A 25216-nucleotide genomic window follows, 5' to 3' on the forward strand; every position below is an offset into this window, starting at 1 on the left:
AGTTAATCCTCGTTAATGTCGTTCCCGACTTAAATCTAATTCAGTGATTTGACATCTAAACCGGCGTTTAGCATGTCAATGAGCGCCTGGACATGAATTAAGGCGCACATTTTTTCTTTTACCATGCCCGCTAGCCAAGGGCGCTTACCCGCCTGTTCACGCCAGCGAACCTTGTCGATATTGAGCGTTTCCGTCCCCATTAGTTGGTTACTGGCCAGCCCCCACATGCTCTCTCCAAGCATGACAACGTATTGGTAATTATCTTTGTAACTGTCATCGCGAAGCTTATCTGCCATCACCCATTTCGCGGTATCGACGACATCAAACTGTTGCTCACGATTTGTTTGTAGCCCCAAATACCAGGCGGGCTTTCCTATCAAATGGTTAAGCTCGCTGATGCGATGAATACCACCTAACTCATCAAGCGGTACGGCAAACGTGACATCATTCACATCAAAGTAAAGCACTTGAAAATCTTCACTTCGCTTCGTGCTTTCCCAGTCAGTTGGTATTTCGGAACCTGTTTGTGCCTCGAACTCGGTATCAACGTTCGATTCTATATTGACATCATGCTCAATCACCGATTGAGGTTCAACCAGTTCTGGCTGAGTTTCCTCAAAAACTGGCGCATCAATCACCCAGTCTTGTATCTCTTCAACTGTTTGTAACTCGGGCGCCTCACTAACGGTTTGTACGTCTGGCTCAGCCGCTTTTATTTCTGCTGCAATATCAATCGTATTTTGTTCAAGAATACTATCAATATCTAACTCGGCTACAGGGTTGCTTGCTTCAAGCTGACTTAATAACCTTTGCACATCTTCCAGATTTGGGGCTTCCAATTCTGGCGGGTACGCTTCTTGAAACTGGTAAGTTTCCGGCTCCGAGTATTGAAACTGCAATTCTGGCTCTGGCTCTGGCTCTGGCTCTGGCTCTGGCTCTGGCTCTGGCTCTGGCTCTGGCTCTGGCTCTGGCTCTGGCTCTGGCTCTGGCTCTGGCTCTGGCTCTGGCTCTGGCTCTGGCTCTGGCTCTGGCTCTGGCTCTGGCTCTGGCTCTGCAGATGATATTTCTTGAGCCAGCAAGTCAAGCTCTTCCTCAAGAGTCGTTGCTTCAGCCTCATCACCCAGTAGCGCATTAAAGTAGTCATCAAGCGCTTGTTCACTGGAAAGCACGTCGTTACTGCTCATCGAACGCTAACCTCTCCAGGTAAATCAGTAACTGTTTATACGCAAACACACCACGACTACCAGATGCAAAATGTGATGCTGGCAAATGCTTTAAACTAGCATCACGGAACTTGGTATCAATCGGCACCGCAGAGGTCCATACTTGATTTGGGTAATCTTTCTTCAGTTGCATCAATGTCTGCAAAGACGCTTTGGTGCGCTTGTCATACATCGTTGGAACGATAGTCACTTTGAAACCACCCGGACGAGACTTTTGCATAATGGTTAACGTGCGCATCATGCGTTCCAAGCCTTTCATCGCCAAAAACTCGGTTTGAACGGGAATCAAAATTCGGTCACTGGCGGCCAGTGCGTTCACCATCATCACACCAAGAATTGGCGGGCAGTCAATCAACACATAATCATAGTCTTGTGAGACCGCTTGTAGAGCTCGTTTTAAGATCAGCCCCATCCCACTGCGATTCCCCATGACACGATCAAGCGTCGCAAGGGACATATGCGCGGGAATGATATCCATCCCTTCCAGTTTTGTCTCTAGGATTAACGGCCTCACCGTTTCACGAGAGAATGTCTTCAACTGGAATAAATCAAACAGGCTCGAAGTTACTGCGTCAGGATCATAACCAAGATAGGTAGTCAGTGATGCGTGAGGGTCAGTATCGACCATCAGTACGCGATGACCTTTTTGACTCAGCAAACCCGCTAATGTCACTGTTGAGGTGGTTTTACCCACGCCACCTTTCTGGTTAGCTACACTCCAAACAATCATGATGAATCCTACGCTAGGCCAACTTCCACCAACATGCGTTCTGCAATGCGGTCAAGCGGTAAATCTTCTGAAGAAATGCCTGCTTTAGCAACAGCTTGGGGCATACCATAAACAACACAACTTTCTTCATCTTGAGCCCAAATAGTTGAGCCTGCAGACTTCAACATACGAGCACCTTCACGACCGTCTGCACCCATGCCAGTCAGCACTAAAGAGAGTACTTTGTCACCGTATACTTTGGCTGCAGAACCAAAAGTCACATCCACACATGGTTTGTAGTTCATGCGGTCGCCGCCATCAATGATACGAAGACGAGCAGCCCCCGCTCGACCATCCACCATCATTTGCTTACCACCTGGAGCAAGGTATGCCACACCAGGCTGTAAGACATCGCCGTCTTGGGCTTCTTTCACTTGAATCTTACACAAGGTATTCAAACGGCTAGCAAATGCAGCAGTAAAGGTTGCTGGCATATGTTGGATCAACACGATCGGATGCGGGTAGTTCATCGGTAAACGCGTCAGAATTTTTTGCAAAGCAACCGGACCACCAGTCGACGTGCCAATTGCGGTCAGTTGATACTTCTTACCAGAGGCTCGGAACTTTGCCGCAGCCGGTCGAGCAGGAGCTGGAGTCGCTGGCGAAGCCGTTCTTGAACCTAGTGGACGAGCTGCCGCATTGGTACTCGCAGCAGCACGAGTGATTGGTCGACGCATAAAAGCGCGCTTCGAAGCAATCTGAATAACACGTTGCTGAAGCAGTGACACCGCTTCTTCGCGGTTACGTGCGATGTCTTCAAACTTTTTCGGTAAGAAATCCAATGCGCCCGCATCAAGCGCATCAAGCGTGGCTTTCGCCCCGTCATGAGTCAGGGACGAAAACATTAGGATTGGCGTTGGAGCCGCTGCCATGATTTCACGCACAGCGGTAATGCCATCCATCACTGGCATTTCAATATCCATCGTGATGACGTCCGGTTTAAGAGATTTGGCTTTCTCAACCGCCTCTCTGCCATTTACCGCAACGTCAATCACTTCTAGGCGCGATTCTGAATTGATGATTTCGCTCACGCGACGTCGAAAAAAACTCGAATCATCAACGACTAGTACTTTAATCGCCATCTTATTCCTTTTAATAACGTCAGCTTTGCTTAAAGGCGTGAAGCCGCAGCATATCGCTTAAGTAAATCAGGCACATCTAGAATTAATGCAATATGGCCATCGCTAGTGATTGTTGCACCAGCCATGCCCGGAGTGCCTTGCAATAGATTATCGAGTGGCTTAATAACCACTTCTTCTTGACCAATAAGCGTATCCACAACAAAACCAACGCGCTGGTTACCGATCTGTACAATAACCACATGACCGTGACCAGTACGCTCTTCGACGTTTTGTGATTTGGATGCTAACCAGTTCTGTAAGTAAAATAGCGGGATAGATTTTTCACGCACAATGATCGTCAACTGACCATCTACCACGTTTGTGCGACTCAGATCCAAGTGGAAGATTTCGCTCACCGAAGCCAGTGGTAGTGCAAACGGATGACCGCCAACACCAACCATCAGTGTTGGTAGGATCGCAAGCGTCAGTGGTACTTTGATGGTGATCTTAGTGCCTTTACCTAGCTCAGAATCAATATCGATTGAACCATTTAAGGTGTTGATCGCCGTCTTAACCACATCCATGCCAACGCCACGGCCAGAGATGTCAGAAATTTTATCTTTACTTGAGAAACCTGGCGCAAAGATAAGGTTGAAGCACTCTTTGTCTGTTAAACGGGCCGCTGCATCTTCGTCCATCATGCCGCGCTTAACCGCGATACCACGCAGTTTGTTCGGGTCCATACCGCCGCCATCATCTACGATGGATAGCTCAATGTGATCCCCTTCTTGTGATGCAGACAAAATCACTTTACCTGTGCGTGATTTACCTGCTTTCGCGCGGTCGTCTGGCATTTCAATACCGTGGTCAACCGAGTTACGAACCAAGTGAATCAATGGATCAGCCAATGCTTCTACAAGGTTTTTATCGAGATCGGTTTCTTCACCGCGCATTTCCAACACGATGTCTTTATTTAAGTTGCGCGCCAAGTCACGGACAACGCGTGGGAAACGGCCAAATACTTTCTTGATTGGCTGCATACGCGTTTTCATTACCGCGCCTTGCAGATCCGCCGTTACGACATCAAGGTTGGCGACCGCTTTGGACATTTCTTCATTGTCGCTGTTCAAACCAAGGCTTAATAGACGGTTTCGGACCAATACAAGCTCACCAACCATGTTCATGATGGTATCAAGCGTCGAGGTATCGACACGAACGGTTGCCTCGGCCTGAGGCTTTTTAACCGCTGGCGATTTCGCCTCTTCTTTCACCGCGACAGGTTTAGATTCTGGTTTTGGTGCTGGAGCCGGAGTTGGAGCTGCTGGTGCTGGCTTAACCGCAGGCTCAGGTTTCGCAGGGCTTTCCTCTACGTTTGCTGATGCCGGCTTCGTTGCCATATCCAGTTCTTCTAACGTAGGACCTTTGCCCGCACCATGTAGCTCGTCGAGTAACTTTTCGAACTCTTCGTCCGTCATTAAGTCACTATCTTGATTTGCTGACGATGCAACTGGCGCAGCTGGTTCTACCGCTTTAGGAGGTTCTACTGGTGCAGATGCTGCAGCCTCTGCCGCTGATGGACTTTTGCCAACGCCGTGAAGTTCGTCAAGTAGACGTTCAAATTCATCGTCAGTGATATCACCACTTTCAACTGATGGCGCACTTGATTGAGGGGGCTCTGATGGCGTTGTTGGTGTCGCAGGTTCTGAAGCGCCTGGAGCTGAGCCTTTACCATGAAGTTCATCCAGCAGCTTTTCGAATTCGTCTTGGGTAATTTCATCAACAGAGCCGACACTTGACGCTGGCGCGGCAGGTTCTTCAATAACAGGCTCAGGACTGACAGGTTCAGGAGTAACCACTGGCTCTTCAACCACGGTTGCAGCGACTTCATCTTCTGATTCAGGTTTACATAGACGATGAAGTTCTTCAAGAAGGGCAGGATCCGCAGCTTCCAATGGTTCACGATCTTGAACAGCTTGGAACTGGGTATTGACCGTATCCAACGCTTTTAGCATCGTATCCATTAAGTTTTGCGTGACCGTGCGTTGGCCGTTTCGTAAAACGTCGAACACGTTCTCCGCACCATGACAAGTATCGACTAGCTCTGCCAAAGACAGGAAGCCAGCACCGCCTTTTACGGTGTGAAACCCGCGGAAAATTGCATTAAGTAAGTCTTTGTCTTCTGGGTTATTTTCCAATTCAACCAACTGCTCAGAAAGCAGTTCGAGAATTTCCCCAGCCTCAATGAGAAAGTCCTGAAGAATATCTTCGTCTAAATCGTAGCTCATACGTTACCTTTAAAATCCAAGACTGGACAACAAGTCATCGACTTCGTCCTGCGATGAAACCGCATCTTCTCTCAGTTCTGGATGAAGAATCGGGCCTTCGGCTTCGCTTGTTTGTGTATTCTTTTTATCTGCCGGTTCTGACAAAACTTGAATGTGTTCTTCAGGTTTATTTCCAGAGAATACGGTTAGGATTTCCACTAAGCGGCCTTCTACTTCATTTACCAACGTAATTACGCGGCGAATAATTTGGCCAGTTAGGTCTTGGAAGTCTTGCGCCATGAGAATTTCGGTCAATTGACCACGCAACTCAGTGCTGTCACCTTCGACTTGAACTAATAGCTCGTCGATTCGGTGACAAAGTGCTTTGAATTCGCTTAATTCGATGCGCCCGTGCATGAGTTCATTCCATTGAGGACGAACTTTCTGAAGGCAATCATGCAGGTTGTCAGCGATAGGAAGGCAGCAGTCGACTGCATCCATCGTTTTGTTGGCTGCTAGCTCTGTCTTCTCGATCACATAATTAAGACGATCCCTTGCGTTAGGGATTTCGTCTTTCGCAATTTCGGTCATGCGCTGATCGAGACTGAACTGCTTGAGTGATTCGTGAAGGTCTCGAGTTAAGGCTCCAATTTCTTGCAGCATTGGATTCTCGGCACCTTCGTAGATCGAGGCAACAAGCATATTGGCTTGGTCTTGTTCCCCGTTTTCTAGCATTTGAACGAGTGACTTCGCCTGCTCTAGTGAGATCATTCTGAATAGACCCTTTTACGTTTAGTTCTTCTTATCACTTTAAAAACGCTAAACGAGTCATTTAATAGATATTTAATAATTGGTATGAATGACTCGAATAACAAAGAGAAAAAGAGAGAGTTATAAACGCTCGAAAATTTTATCTAATTTTTCTTTTAATGTTGCAGCAGTAAATGGCTTAACAATGTAGCCGTTTACGCCTGCTTGAGCAGCTTCAATGATCTGCTCACGCTTCGCTTCAGCCGTGATCATTAGAACTGGCAAATGCTTAAGTTCTGCATCCGCGCGGATGTGTTTAAGCAAATCGATGCCTTGCATACCTGGCATGTTCCAGTCAGTTACAACAAAATCGAAGTCACCTTTTTTCAGCATTGGTAATGCGGTTAAACCATCGTCCGCTTCTTGAGTGTTATTGAAACCCAAGTCACGAAGCAGGTTTTTAACAATACGGCGCATTGTTGAGAAATCATCAACAATAAGGATCTTCATGTTTTTATTCAAAATTGCCTCCACTGAATCGTAAAATCAGTGTTTTTAGTCATTTTGTGTCCACGCACTGAGCTTGGTGCGCAAACGTTGCATCGCTTGACTCAGTATTTGACTTACGCGAGATTCGCTTACGCCTAACACATCGCCAATTTCTTTCAAATTGAGTTCTTCATCATAATAAAGCGAAAGTACCAAAGCTTCACGCTCTGGAAGCTGTTTTATTGATTCAACCAGTGCTTTTCGAAATGATTCATCGGCAACCCCTTTGAACGGGTTACTGTCATCAGTTTCATCTGCAGGTGAAATCACATCATCAGAAACGCCTAAATCTTCAATACCGACTAATTTTGAGCAGTTGATATCGGTCAGAGCACTATGATATTGATCCAGTGTCATACCGAGATGCGTGGCTACTTCAGAATCAGTAGGATCTCGATTTAATTCGCCTTCCAGCTCCGCAATCGCTTGGTTAATCTCTCGATTATTTTTATGAACAGAACGCGGTACCCAATCGCCTTTGCGCATGTCATCTAACATTGCACCGCGAATACGGATACCTGCATAAGTTTCAAAGCTCGCACCTTTAGAACCATCATAATTCTGCTGAGCTTCGATAAGACCGATCATGCCGGCCTGAATTAAATCCTCTACCTGAACACTCGGCGGTAAACGGCCTAATAGGTGGTGAGCAATGCGCTTAACCAACACTGAGTAGCGCTCTATAAACGCTTGCTGGCTATTAAATTTGCCATGTTGGTCATAGGTTATCGCTTTATTCACCAAAAGGGTCCTCTGCGAATTCGGTACGATTTAGCAACCTTTCCACAAAAAATTCCAAGTGTCCACTTGGTGTTTTCGGTAGTGGCCACGTTAACGCTTTGTTTGCTAGTGAGCTGATAGCTAAAGCGGCAGGTGAGCGAGGGAACGCATCAACGACAATTTTTTGTCTTTTTACAGCCTGTCGTACTTTATCATCTAATGGAATACATGCTACGAGTTCAAGGCTGACATTCAAGAATCGCTCTGTGACTAGCGTCAACTTTGCAAACAATTCTCGCCCTTCACGGTAGCTTCTGACCATATTTGCTACAACTTTAAAGCGTTGGACCTGGTGTTCTTTACTTAACAGCTTAATTAACGCATATGCATCTGTGATTGAAGTTGGTTCATCACACACAACCACAACGACATCTTGAGCTGCTCGCGAAAAACTGATTACCATGTCAGAAATGCCTGCGGCGGTATCTATCAGCAGGACGTCCATTTCGTCTTCAAGACTACCAAATGCTCGAATGAGTCCAGCATGTTGAGCGTGAGAAAGCTCAGTCATGCTCTGTGTGCCAGAAGTTGCAGGGATTATCTTTATACCATAAGGCCCTTCGACAATCGCATCTTTTAGCTCACATTCACCCGCTAAGACATGTCCTAGATTACGTTTTGCACGAATTCCGAGCATCACGTCCACATTGGCCAGACCTAAATCAGCGTCGAGAACCATCACCTTCTTGCCTTGGCGAGCCATACAAATCGCCAGACCCAGTGTTACGTTTGATTTCCCCACACCACCTTTACCGCCAGTAACAGCAATCACTTTGGTCAACGATGGTTGTGTTAAGCGACGGAGGCCGCTTGCTTGATCGTGTATCATATTCTCAGTCATAGTAGTCCGCCGCCTTAGAGTCCTTCACTGTCACTGTTCCAAAAGTGAGGTTCGTTCTCTGTCGACTTCTCTAACAGTTCATTTGCTTTCGCAAGCATATATTTTGGTTGCGCTATCACAATGTCTTCTGGCACGCGCTGACCATTAGCGATGTAAGCCACTGGCATTGCGTTTTGAATCACTACACTGATGAATTCGCCTAGACTTAATGACTCATCAAGCTTCGTCATAATACAACCCGAAAGTGGTATGCGTCGGAAGTGATCCAGCGTTTCTTGTAGAACGCGACGTTGTGCGGTAGCTGGCAAAACAAGGTAGCTGTGAATCACTTCTCCGCTCTCTTGCATTAGAGTATCGAGCTGCTCAGAAAGCCTGACATCTCGTTGCCCCATCCCTGCCGTATCGACCAAAATCAGTCTTCTGTTTCTTAGCTGATATATAACATCGGCTAACTCGTTAGAATCTTTAGCAACTCTTACGGGACAACCCATGATTCTTCCGTAAATTGAGAGCTGCTCATGTGCACCTATGCGATATGTATCTGTTGTCACAAGAGCTACATTGTCGGCACCGTATTCCATGGCGGCACGTGCTGCGAGCTTCGCAACGGTGGTTGTTTTCCCCACCCCCGTCGGACCTAACAGTGCGACCACACCACCACGTTTTAAAATGTCCTGTTTAGGAATATTGATTTGATCCGCCACCAGCGACAATAACGCTTTCCACGCTCGCGCTGGTTTTGTATCTTCCGGGATATAGCACGCCATTTGGTCTGCTAACTCCGGAGAAACGCCCATACGCTCTAAGCGCTTAATCAGCATTGCTCTGAGCGGCTCACGACGTTCCACTTCCTGCCACATTAGGCCAGAGACTTGATGCTCTAGAAGACGACGAATTGACGTCATCTCTTCGCGCATACTCTCCAGCTCATCTGCAGACTCTTCTCGCTCATCACTTGGACGGCGGCGATCATAGCGTGTCGGATCCAACTTCGGCGTTGGACGCTCAAATCGATTATCTTGTGCGATTAACTTCGCCAAAGGTGAATCTGGTTGATATGGCGCTGGCTTTTCTTGGTTGTAGCCGTCGCGATGCTTATTCTGGCGTTGCAATAAAGCAGAGAGCGAATCTTCATTTTCCGCTACATGATCGTCAGCATCTGCTGCACCACCACTATATTGCTTAAGCATGTTAGCGAATCGCTGCGTCATCGAGCCTGTTTTTTCGTTGTTACTGTTATTACTGTTCAGGCTAATTTTATCTTCATCTAAATGACGATCTTGATAACGATCTGTAGAAGACGATGACATTTGACGATGTTCGTTATAGCGATTCGATTGAGAAGCACCGCGATTTTGTTGTGACGCTGCGCTTGCTTGAGACGGGTTAGATTCACTATCTATCGCCGCAACAATCGCCACCCCACCAGCCACTTTCTTGTTTGACATGATCACCGCTTCCGCGCCTAACTCCTCTTTCACTTGGAGCAGCGCCGTTCTCATGTCTTTGGCAAAAAATCGCTTTATTTTCAAACTATGAATCCATTAATGATGCGTGAGATCAGTTACCCACGGCTTGCACAATTCTGATCTGTTTTTCATCCGGGATTTCTTGGTAAGACAGTACCCGGAGATTAGGTATTGTGTTCTTCACAAATTTCGCCAACGTCGAGCGTAATACACCGGAAGTAAGCAGAACGGCAGGTTCGCCTTTCAATTCTTGTTCCTGTGTCGCTTGGCTTAGTGAAGACTGCAATCGTTCAGCGAGCCCCGGTTCAATCCCCGCGGATTCGCCTCCTGATGCTTGCATAGTTTGATGCAATATTTGTTCCAGTTCAGGTATCAAAGTAATCACTGGCAGCTCAGGCTCTATACCATTGATTTCTTGAACAATTAGACGTTTCAGACTAATTCGAACTGCTGCCGTCAATATGTCAGCTTCTTGACTCTTACTTGAGTACTCAGCCAAAGTTTGAACAATCGTGCGAATATCGCGGATTGGAATGGCCTCGTTTAACAAGTTTTGTAGGACTTTCACCACCACACCTAAAGGCAACTGATCAGGAACAAAGTTCTCAACCAACTTAGGCGCGCTGCGTCCTAACATTTCTAATAAATTCTCTACTTCTTCATGACCAATCAACTGCGATGCGTTATTAGTCAATAACTGGCTCAGGTGCGTCGCTAATACTGTCGATGAGTCAACAACCGTATACCCTAGCGCCTGAGCATGCTCACGCTGATCTTCGCGAATCCATACGGCTTCCAGTCCAAATGCAGGGTCAATGGTTGGCTCGCCATCAATCATGCCATACACCTGACCTGGGTTAATCGCTAGCTCCTGATCCGGACGAATCTCAGCTTCGCCCACCGCAACCCCCATTAATGTGATTCGATAGCTGTTTGGCGTCAGTTCAAGGTTGTCACGTATGTGAACCGCAGGGATTAAGAACCCAAAATCTTGCGATAGCTTTTTACGCACACCTTTTACGCGCTCTAACAGTTCTCCACCTTGGTCTCGGTCCACTAGCGGAATCAAGCGGTAACCCACTTCTAGGCCAATAATATCGACTGGCTGGACGTCGTCCCAAGATAGTTCGCGTTGTGATGAAGGCTCTGCACCTTCGTCGGCTTTCGCTGGTAAAGCCGGTTCTTTCGCTTTCTGCTTTTGGCGTTTATCGATGAAATACGCCGCCGCGCCAGCCGCGACCGCCAGACTCAAAAACGCAAAGTGTGGCATGCCCGGTACGATGCCCATCACACCGAGAATAGCTGCGGTAATCATCAGTGCTTTTGGGTTGTCGAACATCTGGAAGACCAGCTGTTCACCCATGTCTTCATCGGTGTTTTGACGTGTCACCATCATCGCCGCTGCAATCGACAGCAATAGCGATGGAATCTGTGCAACTAGGCCGTCACCAATCGTCAGCAAAGTATAGATTTCAATTGCCTCACCGAAACCCAATCCATACTGCGCCATACCGATCGACAGACCGCCGATGATGTTGATAAACAGAATCAAAATACCGGCAATCGCGTCACCTTTTACGAACTTCGAGGCACCATCCATCGAGCCGTAGAAATCCGCTTCTTTGGTCACTTCAAAACGACGAACTCTTGCCTGTTCTTGGTCTATCAATCCGGCATTTAAGTCCGCATCAATCGCCATCTGCTTACCTGGCAACGCATCAAGGGTGAAGCGAGCACTTACCTCAGAGATACGACCCGCACCTTTGGTCACCACCATAAAGTTGATGATCATTAAGATAAGGAAAACCACTAAGCCGACCGCGTAGTTACCACCAATAACGACATTACCAAACGCTTCAATTACGTTACCTGCCGCGTTGCCGCCTTCGTGACCATGCAGTAAGACGACACGTGTCGAAGCAACGTTCAGCGCTAAGCGCAACAAGGTCGCGATCAGCAGTACCGTCGGAAAAGCGGCAAAGTCCAACGGACGACGTGTGTAAACGGTCACTAACAACACCACCATCGACAACGCGATGTTAAAGGTGAAGAACATATCCAGCAAAAAGGCTGGAATAGGCAGCACCACCATCGCTAAGGTGGCCAAAACCATCACCGGCGCGCCAATAGCTGGCATTTCACGCTGAGGGATTCGTGGCAATTTATCTGCAAATGGCAGGCTTAACTTCATACTACGAGAGATCTCAATCGATTGAAGCGTCACGTTAGCTCTTACTATTAATACGCGACCGCTTTGGCCTAAAAGTTTAGGTATGGTTGATAATTAAGGCGTTTTAAGCAAGCTATGTACCATAATTAACGCCAAAATAATGACTAAACACTCAAGTAGAGCTTAATATCTGATTAAATTAGCCTTTTTAGAATTAGGCTTCTTTTAGTATTAGTGCCGGTGTTCTGGCGGGATTGGCAAATCGTAATCCTGAATTTTGGGGCGCTGTCCACCTCGTTTTCGGTATTGTTTCAACTGGAATACAAATGCCAAAACCTGAGCCACCGCAGTAAATAATCCATCGGGGATCTCTTGTTCAAGCTCGGTAGTATGGTACAGCGCACGAGCAAGTGGCGGAGCAGGTACAATTGTGATGTCATGCTCTCGGGCGACTTCTCGAATCTTCATTGCCATGTGATCGGTGCCTTTAGCGATCACTACCGGCGCACGGTCTGTCTTCTGTTTATAACGAAGCGCAACCGAAAAGTGCTCTGGGTTGGTAACAATAACATCAGCCTGAGGAACGTCTGCCATCATACGACGTTGAGCCGCTTCTCTTTGCAGCATACGAATGCGTCCTTTGACCTCTGGCTTACCCTCGGTTTCTTTATATTCGTCTTTGACTTCTTGCTTGGTCATTTTTAACTGATCAGCGTGCTGCCAGATTTGAAATGGAATATCGATGGCAACCACGATCAACAGCGAACAGCTGATCAACAAGATAAAGTTCAGCAGAATATCTAAAGCATGGAAGATGTTTTGCGGATACACATCCATACTTAATTGAATCAGATCCGCCTGCGATGCTTGGATCAAATAGATCGCGACACCAGTAACCAAAACCACTTTAAGAATTGATTTGATCAACTCTACCCAGCTTTGCATTCCGACCATCCGCTTTAAACCGCTAAGCGGATTCATTTTTGACAGCTTTGGCATAGCCGCTTGAGCAGAAAAACTGATTCCTCCCACACCCGCAGCACCAATCATGGCGGCAGTAAATAACGTAGCTAGCACCAAAAATAGAGGGAACAACAAATCGGTCATCGCCCCTAAAGCAATGTCAAATAGCTTTGCCGTATCGAAAATCTCTTCTCGTTGAAGATCAAATAAACGGCTCATGATGGAAAACAGTGAGCGTGCTAACGCCTCGCCAAACCACATCAGTGAAATGGCGCCAACGATCAGTACAGATGCTGATGCGAGTTCTTTAGACCGAGCAACCTGCCCCTTTTCTCTGGCTTGTTGTAACCGCCGGGGCGTGGCTTCTTCGGTGCGTTCCTGACCGTCTGATTCTGCCAATTCTTAGCACTCCAAGCGAATGAGTCGACAAATCTGCGCCTCACCCACTGTCCAGAACATTTCATAATGACTATAAAGGCCAGCCAGTATGTACCAACACAGTAATAGACCCACCATCAACGCAAACGCAAAACCAAGCGAAAAGATATTCAGCTGTGGTGCAGCACGGGTCATTACACCAAACGACAAGTTAATGGTAAGTAGCGCAATAATGCCAGATAGCGACATACTCAGTGCCGTTTGGAACATAATACCAAGCCAGCCTGCCATTTCACGAAAATCGACCGCAGTAAGCGTCCCGGACCCAATTGGCAAGGTTTTAAAGCTGAACACTACCAGTTGCAGCATTTTCAAGTGCCCATCGGTGGCAAGGAAAAACATTGTCGTCAAAAACATGAATAGCTGACCAAGCAATGGCGTGTTCTGACCATTTGCGGGATCAACCATAGAAGCGAAACCCAAACTTGACTGCATACCCAATATTTGTCCCAACAAGACAAAGGTTTGAATCATAAATTGAGTGACCATACCCATCGCAATACCGATGATCATTTGCTCGGCAATGGTCATAAAACCCCGAAACGAGAGCAACTCAATGTCTTGAGGCACTGCAGGGATCGCTGGCATGACGGCAAAAGTGATGGCTAACCCGAGGTAAAGGCGGATTCGTGGTGAGACAAATCGAGCCCCAGTTACCGTCATCACCATCAGCATGGAAGAGATACGAACGTAGGGCCAGAAATAGTTTGCGATCCAATCTAAGACAACGCTAGTGGGGTACTCCATAGGCGCCTCTAATAAAGCACCTGAGGTAAGCGCTCAATCAAGCCATAGAAATATTCCATCAACATTTGCGTCATCCAGTGACCAAATAGCATTAGAGCCAAAAGAGTGACTATCAAACGCGGCAAGAAGCTCAATGTTTGCTCGTTGATGGAAGTCGCAGCTTGGAAAATCGCAACAATAAGGCCGATAAGCAAACTTGGGATGATAATGGCGCAGACCATGATAAGCACCATCCAAAGTGCTTCACGGAAAAGCTCGACAAACATTTCTGGTGTCATGTCTTATCCTCTATCTGCGCTTATCTAAAGGGCGAAACTGCCCGCGAGTGTCGAAAGTATCAAGTTCCAACCATCGACCAATACGAACAGCATCAACTTGAACGGCAACGAAACAATCATTGGTGACAACATCATCATACCCATTGCCATCAGTACCGACGCTACCACGAGGTCAATAATCAAAAACGGCAAGAAGAGCATAAAACCAATTTGGAATGCAGTTTTTAACTCCGAGGTGATGAAAGCCGGAATCAACACCGCCATCGACACATCTTCTGGGTTCTCAACTTGCTCTCCTGACATGGTTACGAACGTCTCCAAGTCTTTGATTCGGGTCTGTTTAAGCATGAACGCTTTCATTGGCGCTTGTGCAGCATCAAATGCTTCTCGAGCCGTGACTTGCTCGTTCAAATAAGGCTGAACGGCTTTATCGTTGATTTCGTTCAGGACGGGAGACATAACAAAGAAGGTCAAAAACAGCGCTATACCAATGATGACCTGATTAGACGGCGTTTGTTGCAAACCCATTGCCTGACGCAATATCGACATCACCACAACAATTCGAGTAAACGACGTCATTAAAATCACCATGGCTGGCAAGAAGCCAAGCATGGTCATTAACGCTAAAATTTGCAGTGTAACCGAGTAATCTTCACTGCCATCTGGGTTCGTGGTCATGGTAAACGCAGGGATGCCACCACCACTAGAAACGGACATAGCACGACTGGCGCCAGTATCACTTTGCATCGCCTGAACAGTGACGCTACTTCCATCGGCTAAGTTACCTGGCAGGGCTGACTCCTCTGCCTCAGCAAACGAAAATGAAGAAAACAGCACGCCGACGAAAAGCAACAACGTGCTCAGGAGCAAACGAATCGGGTTACCCTTTGTCATGTTTTTTGATCAGTTGGCTAAATTGAGTCGCAAAAGCATTGGTCGCCAACTCTTCCTCTTTCAGTGGCTTATTTAACTTGGCTAACGTTTGGATTGATTGGCTGGTAATTCCAACCAAAAACTGCTCTTCACCAACTTGAACTACGGCGATTCTTTCTTTGGTGCCCACTGGCAACTGACTCACAATACGCAAGCCTTTTTGTTGTCCCATCGCAGGCACTTGCATACGTTTAAGTAGCCAAGCCAACAAAAGAATCACACCGATCACAAGCACAAGCGAGCCCAGGGTCGTCGCAAGATCCAGATTATTTGGTGCGGCAGCAAATGCATAAGGAGCACTCAGCATTAAGCTCAGTGCTCCAGTGATTTGCTTCAATCGCGTTTTGATTGAGCAACTCATCTTAACGTAGCTTCTTAATTCGTTCAGTTTGGCTGATCACATCCGTCAAACGGATACCAAACTTATCGTTCACGACCACGACTTCGCCATGCGCAATCAGTGTACCGTTGACTAATACGTCCAATGACTCGCCCGCTAGACGATCCAACTCAACAACCGAACCTTGGTTCAACTGCAATAAGTTCCGAATGCTGATTTGTGAACGACCGACTTCCATCGAAATCGTCACCGGAATATCCATGATGGTGTCGAGTTTACGACGCTCATCTTCGGTAATTGGGCTTGAAGTGTCTTTTAGCTCTTCCAGTGGCGCGGCCAATACTTCATCTACGTCAACAGAAGGTGCAGACGGGTCTTCGCCAAGAGCGGCTGCCCATTCATCTGCTAGCTTTTGATCGTCACTTGGTTCCATTTTTCTATCCTGTGTTAAGCCTTATTTAATGCCAAAGCATGTCTGTTCAATAAGGTATCTTAATCGTCTATATCGTCTTCATTCTCAAGCTCAGACATGATGTCTTTGCCCAAGAAAGCTAAATCTGTTTTGACTACATGGGGGCGCTCAATTTCCTCAGAAATTTGCACCGCTAATTTGTCTTCCGAACGGCCCATTTTTACGCGATAGGTCGGCAGGTCTTCCACAAACATTGTCGCATGTTCTGGCATTTCAATCGGGATGATGTCACCCGGTTGCAATTCCATGAGGTCACGCAAAGAGATGTCTTTTTCAAGCAAGTTAACGCGGAAGTTAACCGGACAATCCATAATCTCTTCACGTAATGCTGAGCTCCAACGGACGTCTGTCTCCATCTTGTCGGACTGAACACCTGCATCCAACAGTTCACGGATCGGCTCAACCATGGAGTAAGGCATAACGACATGAAAATCGCCGCCACCGCCGTCAACTTCTATATGGAATGAACTCACAACAATCACTTCTGTCGGGCTGACAATGTTAGCCATACTTGGGTTAACTTCAGAGTCGAGATATTCGAACTCCACCCCCATCACTGGCGACCACGCTTCTTTGTAGTCTTCAAATACAATCTTCAGCAGCAGCTGAATGATGCGGCGTTCCGTTGGGGTAAATTCGCGCCCTTCGATTTTGGCATGGAATCGACCATCCCCACCAAAGAAGTTTTCTACCAGAATAAAGACTAAGCGAGCCTCCATGGTGATCAACGCTGTACCTTTTAACGGACGAAAACGCACCATGTTCAAACTGGTTGGCACGTACAATGTGTTTTGGTATTCGCCAAACTTCATCATCTGCACGCCATTGATCGACACTTCTGCCGTTTTACGCAGCATATTAAACAGACTAATACGCATGTGTCGTGCAAAGCGCTCGTTGATAAGTTCGAGCGTCGGCATTCGACCACGTACAATCCTGTCTTGCGACGAGAAATCAAAATTGACGGCACCTTCGTTGTCGTTTTCTATCGGTTCATCGACGTCATCAACATCGTCAACCCCGTGCAATAGCGCATCAATTTCGTCTTGGCTTAATAGATCGGTCACGTTTTACCTATTGAATAACAAAATCTGTAAACAGTACTTTTTCAATCACTGGCTTACCGACCGCAGCGTTTAGCGCTGCTTTGATATCTTCGGAAGCACGATCGCGCAATTCCACTCGTCCCGTTGGAGAACGCAACTGATCAACCGTCGCCGAAGCAAACGTTGATAACAAAGAGCTCTCAATCAGTGGCGAATGGTACCGCGCCAACTCTTCATTCTCTGCGCCGCGAACCATTAACTGCGCTTTAATTTGTACCAGTCTGTCGCGACGGTCCCCAGTAACGTTAAATACAAATGCCTGAGGAAGATTCACGTAGGCAATGGGCGAGGCATCTGATGCCTTCGCTTGAACCTGTTGAGACGCTTCAGCCTGAGCTGGTTCATCAGAGCCCATGAGAAAGAACGCTGCAGCACCACCGCCAAGTAGCAATACCACAACAGCGATTATGATGATAAGTAACTTACCTTTTCCTTTCGGCGCATCGGCCCCTTGTAGCTGTTCTTCTGCCATTGTTGTCTCTTATTGTTCTTTTAGGTTACCGAGATGCCTAAGGAAGTCGTTTGGTAACCTTGTATTATTGCCTTTAAACGGCCTGTTATGCGTAAAAGCTAATTCCATCACGCTTTGAAGCCACATTCAAATCCAGATTGACGTCAGCATCAAAGCTCTCTTCTGGTTGTCCAGAAAAACCTCTGCCTTGAGCGCTTTGACCATGTTGCTCAGCAGTATACCTACCTTGCTGCTGCCCGCTGTTTTGTTGCTGAACAGAAGAATCAGCCAATTGCATGCCCTGCTGCGCCAACATCTCTCTCAAGCGAGGAAGCGTCTGTTCAATGATGTCACGCGCTTGCGGGTTGTTCACCGTAAAATGCACATTAGCTACATCGTTGTTCATCGTCATACGAATTTGCATACGACCTAATTCTGGTGGGTCAAGACGAATATCGAGGTTTTTTAGGTTCTTCGACATCATCATTTGCACTTTTTCCGCCACTTGCTCATTGGCTAGCTCTTTGGTCAGTTGCAACGGAAGCTGAGCTTGCTGCGCGGCATCAATACGCGCTTGTTGCTGCACGTTTGTTCCTTGTTGACCCGCCATCGCCTGAAGCTGCCCTGCTAAACCATGTTGAAGTTCCGGTTTATCTTGCTTGTCTGCTGTCGCTTTAAGTGCACCAGCAGCCAGTGCGGCATGCATGACTTTCTGGTTAACCTCTCCATCCTTTACGCCTTGAAGCGCTGTCGGCACATGAGTTGCGGCCAACGCATCTGGCATCGGAGACAATGCGACTTTATCTGCACTCTGAACAGCTTGCGGCTGAGCTGATTGAGTCACCAAATTAAGGGCTTGCTGAGACATCTCCATAGGCGCAGCCTGGCGAGCCAAATGATGTTGTACTTGCTGCTCGGCGAGAACCTGTTTAACGTCAGTAGGAAGCGCAACAAACTGGGCAAGGTCTTGCTCAGGAATATCGGCAATGACCGTCCCTTTTTTCAACCCTTCTATGATCTCAGCTTCTTGCTGAGTCAGTGGTTTTCCCTGCGCCAGTTTGGTATCTATGAGTTCGAGCTCATCCAAAGAAACACGCTGAAGCGCATCAATTTTAGAGCCATCCAAACCCACCTCCAGTGGCGATAGTTCATTGGCAACGTCACCACTGACCATGCCCTTCTCGGTTGGGTGACTGACTTGTTTAGCCAGACCTTGCCAAGTAGCAAACTCAGACGAGAGCTTATCGACATCGATAGGTTGACCATTCTTATCTAAAATTGGCTCTAAGCCTTGCCCAGCCATTGCCTGCACTTGTTCAAGCGATTGAGCTAATGGCATGTCATTCAAAGCAAGTTCATCAATGTCTGTTGTTTGCCCGTTGAACGAGTGCTCTAAACCCGCTCGTTGAGGCAAAACTTTGCCACTATCGATGGATGCATTATTCACTTTCAAGGTTTGATTCGCTTGTTCAATACGACCAAGCAGCTGTTGTCCTTCACCCATCGCGCTTTTTGCGCCATTAGCAGCTGAAGGGGCGTTCGAGAGTGAACCGACTTTCTCAGTGACATCAGCATCATTTTGCGAGTGCGCGCCTTGTTTGGCTTCCAGTAGGCTTGCTTCATCACTTTGAATGGTGTTCGCATGCTCTGTCAGCATGTCGCCAGAGCGGCTTTGCTCTTGAATAGCAGTTTCTTGGCTTTCTTGCGCCAGCAACTCCTTGGCATCGTTACTGCTCGCTTGAGCCACGTCTGTGACCGCTTCTTGACTATCAGCTTTGCCAGACGAAAGCTTGTTAATCTCGGCACTGTTTTGTTCTTCACCGTTTAGTGATTTCGTTGCTACTTTTTCTGACTTTTGTGAACCTGAAAATGCATCCGTCAAGGTTTCCAAAAAACCCTTGTTCTCCGCGTTTTCTGTAGGTGCTTGTGCGGCAGAGTCAGACACTGACGTCTTGCTCGTCGCAGAAACATTGGACAAATTCACATTCATATAGAAATTCTCATTATCAGCAGCTTCGAGCGCTAGGCCGCTGCTAAATTGCACACGGTGGCAAATTTAGGTTATTGGGATGATAATCTACAGAGCTATCTGCAAAAATTACGCCAATAACAAGCTCATTGCCGCAGTGACAAATCGAGCGCCATAAGTGGAAGCAACGTCAATTTTTAAACATTAAAAAGGCTTCGCTCGACGGCTGTAAAGCAACGTTGAAAACTCATCCATTTGCTTTTGTTCCCGTTTGGCTTCAGCAAGCTGTTTCTCTTTCTCTCGCTTTTCGATCATCCACTCATAGGATTTGCGTTCTTTGCGTACTGTTAACCAGTATTCTTGACAGTTTTCTACCTGTTCTTTGAAATGACTTTCTGCTTGTTTCTGCTTAGATAACGTTTCGTCTAGCTGAGTGAGAAAGCGATTTAAATGCCCATATTCGCTTGCCGTTAAGCCCGCCTGCCCACGGTCGATAAGCTGTTGGCAATAATCAAGGCGATACTTTTCGATTTGCTCAACCTGACGGTAATAATCTTCAAGTTCAGAGCGCGCTTTGTTCAGCGCAAGTACGGCTTGATCTTCACGCTCTTTAGTCTGCTCAAGTAGGAACTCCATCGCATTGTTCATGCGCTATCACCCGCCTAAAATGTTTCTAAGCATGTTGACGCACATATCGTATGGCACCGATTCTTTCATGCTCTGCTGTAAGTATTCGTCTAACTTTGGCTTCAATGTAAACGCGCCATCGATAGCAGGATCGGTGCCCGGCTTGTACGCCCCAATCGAGACCAAATCTTGGTTCTTGCGGCAAATCGACAAGACCTGACGTACCGCTTTCGACATCAGAACATGTTCTTCAGTGGTGATTTGCGGCATAACACGGCTAACCGACTTTTCGACGTCAATCGCAGGATAATGACCTGCATCCGCCATTTCACGGGACAGCACAATGTGACCATCAAGAATTGCCCGCGATGCATCCGCAATCGGGTCTTGTAAATCATCGCCCTCGGTCAACACGGTAAAGAACGCCGTAATTGAGCCTTGTTCGTCGCTTCCGTTACCCGCACGCTCAACCAAAGCAGGTAGCTTGGCGAACACAGATGGCGGATAGCCTTTTGTCGCTGGCGGCTCACCAACAGAAAGGGCGATTTCACGCTGTGCTTGCGCAAAACGCGTCAAGGAATCCATCAATAACAGAACGTCCAAACCTTGATCGCGAAAGTACTCGGCAATGGTTAAAGCGGTTTGACAGCCTTTCAAACGCATCAATGGTGAAGCATCGGCAGGCGCAGCCACCACGACAGAGCGACGTCGTCCATCCTCACCTAAAATCTCTTCGATAAACTCTTTAACTTCGCGTCCACGCTCACCTATCAGACCAACTACAACAACTTGTGCGGTTGTACCTCGCGTCATCATGCCAAGTGTGACCGATTTACCCACACCAGAGCCGGCAAACAGACCGATACGCTGACCTTTACCTACCGTCAATAATCCGTTAATCGCTTTCAAGCCCACATCAAGTGGCTCTGAAATTGGCTTTCGAGCCAGCGGGTTGATTGGCTCAGCATTAAAAGAGGCGCGATGATCGGTATACAACGGGCCAAGTCCATCAAGCGGATTACCAACCCCGTCAATCACTCGACCAAGTAACTCCATGCCAACAGGCAAGCCAGCGTCACTGGTTAATGGCGTCACTCTAGCGCCAGGCAAAATGCCCGTAATTTGCTCGCTTGGCATCAAAAATAGGTTATCACCTGAAAAACCGACGACCTCGGCTTCCATCTGACCGGACATGGTTTCCACTAAGCATAAACTGCCAATTGGCGCGCGACAGCCTGTCGCTTCCAACGTTAACCCAACCACTCGAACCAGTTTGCCTGAGGCAACTGGGCGCGTCGTTAAGCCTTCAACTTTGTAGTTTTTTAAACGGTCAGCCAATGCTTGCATGGATTACTCACCCTCTTGATGACGGTTTGCACCACAAAAACTGTGCAACACGCTTTTGACGCGCTCTTCCATACGGTAGTTAATGCTTGATTCACCCGCTTCAATTTGGACGTCGCCTCGATTGAGTGATGGCTCAGCAACCAACGTCCAGTTGCGGCAATCAAGGTCTTCTTCGCCGTAAGCTGAGCGAATAATCGCAACGTCTTCTGGATTCAGGTGCAAGGTAATGGGATGACCTGATATTGGCAGCGCTTCAACCGACTGCTTAACCGTGTCCAAAATAATCTGAGGGTTGGTTTGTACTTCGACATGCACGACTTCTTTAACTAAACAGAGCACCATGTCCACCAGTTGCTTTTCAACCTGAGCATTCATTAGCTCTAACGGCTGAGCAAACTGATTCGCTAAGTTCATAAAGGTTTCGACTTGCTGCTGAATATATTCTTGACCTGCGTTCACGCCTTCGGCTTTTCCAAGCTCCAGCCCTTCAGTATGGCCCGCTTGCAGGCCTTCTTCTTTGCCTTTGTCGTAACCTTGCTTAAAGCCGGCTTCTTGACCTTGATACAAACCTTCCTGATAAGCGCCTTGCTTGATCAGCTCTATCTGCTCTTCGGTTAGCTCAAGTGCTTGCTCTTCTTCTGGCTCTTCAAGATTCGGTACCCAACCCGGGTCATAGTTAAACGCGGTTTGTTTTGCTTGCTTGGCTTTGGGCTCGCCGTAATCAGGCAACCCCCAACGTTGTGGTTCGATCATCGAATCATCTTCATCAGGACGGATAAATCCACGTTTTCTTTCGCCAGCCATGGGTTACCTATTATGTATTCGATTAAGAAGTGAGGGCGCTCCGCAATAGGATAATCGCGGAGCAATAGAGATTATAAGAATTCGTCCGCACCGCCAGACAACATGAGTTCGCCTGCATCGGCCATGCGACGAGCGATCGCCAGGATTTCTTTCTGTGCCGCTTCGACATCCGCCACGCGAACTGGCGGCATCGCTTCGATGTCATCACGCATCATCTCAGCCGCTCGTTTCGACATGTTCTTAAATACCTTCTCACGCAGAGAATCGTCGGCACCTTTAAGTGCTTTTTGCAACACGTCTTGTGGTACATCACGCAGCAATTTCTGAATACCTTGATCGTCCACTTCGACTAAGTTTTCGAAGACAAACATCAAGTCTTGAATTTGCGTCGCCATGTCTTCGTCTTGATCGCGAATCTGTTCCATCAACAAACCTTCGACGTTGTTGTCTAGATAGTTCATGATCTCCGCTGCCGCTTTCAGGCCACCAATCTTGGCTGCTTGAGCGCCAGCTTGACCCGCGAACTGTTTCTCCATGATTTCGTTCAGCTCTGCCAGTGCCGATGGCTGAACTTCTTCAAGGTTGGCAATACGCATCATCAGATCCAAACGCACGCGCTCAGGGAACTGAGACAAAATCTCTGCGGATTGGTCTGCTTCTAAATAAGACAAGACGATGGTTTGGATCTGCGGGTGTTCGTTGACAATGATGCTCGCCACTTGTCGTGGGTCCATCCATTTCAGCGAATCCAAGCCTTTTGAACCCGTACCAAGTAGGATCTGGTCAACCAAGTTGTTGGCTTTGTCTTCACCAAGAGCCGCCACCAGCGCATTACGCATGAAGTCTTCGCTGCCCATTCCGATGTTGGTGTATTTCTGGATGTCCTCCAAAAACGCACGGTGAACGGCTGACACCTTGTCTTGGCTGAGATCTTTCGCCTTAGCCATCGCACTACCCACACGCTGGACCTGTTTTGGCTCTAGGTGACGAATAATGCCAGCGGCATCTTGTTCATTGAGACTCAGTAGCAAAATTGCTGCTTTTTCTTCGCCAGTAATGGTTGAGACATCCAGCTCAACTGGCATTCCCGCGGCGTTGTCATCTTGAGGTACGATATCGTTAGCCATTGTCATTCATCCAGTTTTTCACTACTTGAGCAGCAAGTTCAGGTTCATTCGCAACCAGAGCGCGCACCGCTTTCAATACATCTTCATCTTTATGAAGGTTTGGCAAATCAATACTTGAACCAAACTCAAACAGTTCGCTGCTTTCAATGTCGCTGCCAATCAGGCTAGTTTCACCATCCGCACCAATCGGCAAGCCGTCTGGTCCGTACATTTCATCTTCGTCATCACTGGTAGGGTTAAGCAATTTCTTCATTGCTGGGCGAACCAATACCAATACGACAACGATGATCACCAATGCACTTGCGAACCAACGAACCCAGTCACTGAAGTTAGGGTGCTCCCAAATTGGTGGTTCTTCCAGCTGTTCAGCCTCAGGCTCTGCAAACTTCACACTCAGTACATTCAACAAATCACCACGGCCTTGGTCAAAACCGACCGTACCAATTAAGACTTGGCGAATAGCATTAATTTCCGATTCGGACATAGGGGTATAGGTCACTTCTCCCGTATCTGGGTTGACCTGACGACGGTCCTTAATCGCAACAGAAACTGTCTGACGAGCAACCGTCCCCGTCTGCTTACGCTCATGGCTGATAGTGGTATCAAGCTCAAAGTTACGCGTGGATTCTTTACGCACCGAACCCTGCCCCATGACAGAACCGTCTTTCATCTGAGCCACATCTTGCGGAATAGAGGCATCCGCTGGAGGCTGATTACTTAACGCCCCTGGAATACCCGCTACCATATTGCCGTTATTGTAATCTTCTAATGCGTACTCACTGCGGGTTGCAGGGGTATTGGGATCAAAGCGTTTGCGAGTTTGTTCAACCGCGCTGAAATCCATTTGGATATCGACCTGCGCCGTGTAGTTGCCATAACCTAAAATAGGTAATAGCACTGAATCAATTTTTTCACGCAGCGCTTGTTCCTGGCTACGCTCTAATTCTTGCTCTTTGCGTCGCGCGGCAGAAGCAGGGTCTTGAGAGCCTGAACTGAGCAAACGGCCATGCTGATCTGTGACGGTAATGCGGGAAGTTTTCATTCCCGGAACGGCACTCGCCACCATGTCTACGATAGAATCAACTTCTTGCTGTTTGAGGTTCGTACCAGTCGACAGTGTCAAAAATACGGACGCTGATGCTTCTTGATTGTGACGTACAAACACACTGTGCTTTGGTAGCGCCAATAAGACTCGCGCTTTACGAACTTGCTTCATTTCCTCAATCGCTTGAGCCAATTGACGTTCTCGACTGAGTTTAAGGCGCTCTTGCTCTAAACGTTGTGATACGCCAAAGCCCATATCTTGCAGCAAAATATCATCGCCCGCCTCTGTGGCTTGGTTTACGCCCGAGCGAACCATGCCAAGTTTGATCGAGTTGTATTCGCTCGATTCAACAGAAATGGTATTACCATCAAGCTTGTAATTGATTTTTTGCTGGTCCAGATAATCCAAAACGGGGATCAACTCTTCGGTCTCATACGCTCCAAGCGGGCGCATCTCCGGCTCTTTGACCCAAAAGAACAGCATCACGATCAATGCAACACAGATGGAGATTGACAGCACAAGTACAACTTGACGAAGTAAATCAAGGTCACCCACTGCCATATCAAATTTTGACGCACTGCGCTCCTCTAGATCTGGATTTTGACTCTCCACATCTACGTCGGAACTTGCTACCAGTGCACCATCTGAGCCGCCTTCAGTGACGGTTAAATCTGTAGACTTGTCTGCCACACT

At 47.5% G+C, this 25216-nt stretch carries 24 protein-coding genes; all 24 read right to left on the reverse strand.

What is annotated here, in order from left to right; all coding sequences use genetic code 11:
- Window positions 1–35 precede the first annotated feature (35 nt).
- Window positions 36–1184 carry a chemotaxis protein CheW gene (locus tag ACHFJ9_RS18525; protein ID WP_395355859.1) on the reverse strand — a complete coding sequence of 383 codons (1149 nt, stop codon included), beginning with the start codon at window positions 1182–1184 and terminating at the stop codon, window positions 36–38.
- Window positions 1174–1953 (reverse strand): ParA family protein, encoded by a 780-nt coding sequence (locus ACHFJ9_RS18530; protein WP_006741712.1) that lies wholly within the window; start codon window positions 1951–1953, stop codon window positions 1174–1176. Before ACHFJ9_RS18530 ends, ACHFJ9_RS18525 begins: the two co-directional genes overlap by 11 nt.
- Window positions 1954–1961: 8 nt before the next feature.
- Entirely contained in the window at window positions 1962–3074 is a 1113-nt protein-coding gene (locus ACHFJ9_RS18535; protein ID WP_109169796.1) for a chemotaxis response regulator protein-glutamate methylesterase, read from the reverse strand.
- Window positions 3075–3103: 29 nt separating this feature from the next.
- Window positions 3104–5338, reverse strand: a complete 2235-nt coding sequence (locus ACHFJ9_RS18540; RefSeq protein ID WP_317396636.1) for a chemotaxis protein CheA — start codon at window positions 5336–5338, stop codon at window positions 3104–3106.
- 9 nt (window positions 5339–5347) lie between these two features.
- Entirely contained in the window at window positions 5348–6088 is a 741-nt protein-coding gene (locus ACHFJ9_RS18545) for a protein phosphatase CheZ (protein ID WP_006741709.1), read from the reverse strand.
- Between the two features lie 120 nt (window positions 6089–6208).
- Window positions 6209–6577 carry a chemotaxis response regulator CheY gene (cheY, locus tag ACHFJ9_RS18550; protein WP_017635949.1) on the reverse strand — a complete coding sequence of 123 codons (369 nt, stop codon included), beginning with the start codon at window positions 6575–6577 and terminating at the stop codon, window positions 6209–6211.
- 45 nt (window positions 6578–6622) lie between these two features.
- A complete protein-coding gene (locus tag ACHFJ9_RS18555; protein ID WP_048625854.1) occupies window positions 6623–7357 on the reverse strand; it encodes an RNA polymerase sigma factor FliA in 735 nt (244 codons plus the stop codon).
- Window positions 7350–8237: a MinD/ParA family protein gene (locus tag ACHFJ9_RS18560; protein WP_005380498.1), complete on the reverse strand. Its 888-nt coding sequence runs from the start codon at window positions 8235–8237 to the stop codon at window positions 7350–7352. Before ACHFJ9_RS18560 ends, ACHFJ9_RS18555 begins: the two co-directional genes overlap by 8 nt.
- A gap of 14 nt (window positions 8238–8251) precedes the next feature.
- Window positions 8252–9769 carry a flagellar biosynthesis protein FlhF gene (flhF, locus tag ACHFJ9_RS18565; protein WP_150919218.1) on the reverse strand — a complete coding sequence of 506 codons (1518 nt, stop codon included), beginning with the start codon at window positions 9767–9769 and terminating at the stop codon, window positions 8252–8254.
- Window positions 9770–9797: 28 nt separating this feature from the next.
- On the reverse strand, window positions 9798–11897 hold the full coding sequence (flhA, locus tag ACHFJ9_RS18570) for a flagellar biosynthesis protein FlhA (protein WP_041853026.1): 2100 nt from the start codon (window positions 11895–11897) through the stop codon (window positions 9798–9800).
- A gap of 210 nt (window positions 11898–12107) precedes the next feature.
- The gene (gene flhB, locus ACHFJ9_RS18575; RefSeq protein WP_006741705.1) at window positions 12108–13238 is read right to left on the reverse strand and encodes a flagellar biosynthesis protein FlhB; all 1131 of its coding nucleotides are present in this window, start codon (window positions 13236–13238) and stop codon (window positions 12108–12110) included.
- A 3-nt stretch (window positions 13239–13241) separates the two neighbouring features.
- Entirely contained in the window at window positions 13242–14024 is a 783-nt protein-coding gene (gene fliR, locus ACHFJ9_RS18580; RefSeq protein ID WP_046875542.1) for a flagellar biosynthetic protein FliR, read from the reverse strand.
- 8 nt (window positions 14025–14032) lie between these two features.
- Complete coding sequence (gene fliQ, locus ACHFJ9_RS18585) at window positions 14033–14302, reverse strand: flagellar biosynthesis protein FliQ (RefSeq protein WP_012841532.1); 270 nt, start codon at window positions 14300–14302, stop codon at window positions 14033–14035.
- A 24-nt stretch (window positions 14303–14326) separates the two neighbouring features.
- Entirely contained in the window at window positions 14327–15196 is an 870-nt protein-coding gene (fliP, locus tag ACHFJ9_RS18590; protein ID WP_054868353.1) for a flagellar type III secretion system pore protein FliP, read from the reverse strand.
- Window positions 15183–15596 (reverse strand): flagellar biosynthetic protein FliO, encoded by a 414-nt coding sequence (gene fliO, locus ACHFJ9_RS18595; RefSeq protein WP_395355865.1) that lies wholly within the window; start codon window positions 15594–15596, stop codon window positions 15183–15185. The genes fliP and fliO overlap by 14 nt, the downstream gene beginning before the upstream one ends.
- 1 nt (window position 15597) lies before the next feature.
- Complete coding sequence (gene fliN / locus ACHFJ9_RS18600) at window positions 15598–16008, reverse strand: flagellar motor switch protein FliN (RefSeq protein ID WP_012841530.1); 411 nt, start codon at window positions 16006–16008, stop codon at window positions 15598–15600.
- A gap of 59 nt (window positions 16009–16067) precedes the next feature.
- On the reverse strand, window positions 16068–17114 hold the full coding sequence (fliM, locus tag ACHFJ9_RS18605) for a flagellar motor switch protein FliM (protein ID WP_006741703.1): 1047 nt from the start codon (window positions 17112–17114) through the stop codon (window positions 16068–16070).
- A gap of 7 nt (window positions 17115–17121) precedes the next feature.
- Window positions 17122–17625, reverse strand: coding sequence for a flagellar basal body-associated protein FliL (gene fliL, locus ACHFJ9_RS18610; protein WP_012841529.1), 504 nt, complete (start codon window positions 17623–17625; stop codon window positions 17122–17124).
- An 85-nt stretch (window positions 17626–17710) separates the two neighbouring features.
- On the reverse strand, window positions 17711–19594 hold the full coding sequence (locus ACHFJ9_RS18615) for a flagellar hook-length control protein FliK (RefSeq protein WP_395355868.1): 1884 nt from the start codon (window positions 19592–19594) through the stop codon (window positions 17711–17713).
- 183 nt (window positions 19595–19777) lie between these two features.
- Window positions 19778–20221 carry a flagellar export protein FliJ gene (fliJ, locus tag ACHFJ9_RS18620; RefSeq protein ID WP_012841527.1) on the reverse strand — a complete coding sequence of 148 codons (444 nt, stop codon included), beginning with the start codon at window positions 20219–20221 and terminating at the stop codon, window positions 19778–19780.
- 6 nt (window positions 20222–20227) lie between these two features.
- Window positions 20228–21547, reverse strand: a complete 1320-nt coding sequence (gene fliI, locus ACHFJ9_RS18625; protein ID WP_395355871.1) for a flagellar protein export ATPase FliI — start codon at window positions 21545–21547, stop codon at window positions 20228–20230.
- Between the two features lie 3 nt (window positions 21548–21550).
- The gene (gene fliH / locus ACHFJ9_RS18630; protein ID WP_395355873.1) at window positions 21551–22351 is read right to left on the reverse strand and encodes a flagellar assembly protein FliH; all 801 of its coding nucleotides are present in this window, start codon (window positions 22349–22351) and stop codon (window positions 21551–21553) included.
- Window positions 22352–22422: 71 nt separating this feature from the next.
- Window positions 22423–23478, reverse strand: coding sequence for a flagellar motor switch protein FliG (gene fliG / locus ACHFJ9_RS18635; RefSeq protein ID WP_012841526.1), 1056 nt, complete (start codon window positions 23476–23478; stop codon window positions 22423–22425).
- Window positions 23471–25213, reverse strand: a complete 1743-nt coding sequence (gene fliF / locus ACHFJ9_RS18640; RefSeq protein ID WP_006741698.1) for a flagellar basal-body MS-ring/collar protein FliF — start codon at window positions 25211–25213, stop codon at window positions 23471–23473. The genes fliG and fliF overlap by 8 nt, the downstream gene beginning before the upstream one ends.
- Between the last annotated feature and the right edge of the window lie 3 nt (window positions 25214–25216).

Source organism: Vibrio sp. D3 (assembly GCF_043995865.1).
In the GTDB taxonomy this organism is placed as follows: Bacteria; Pseudomonadota; Gammaproteobacteria; order Enterobacterales; family Vibrionaceae; genus Vibrio; species Vibrio diabolicus.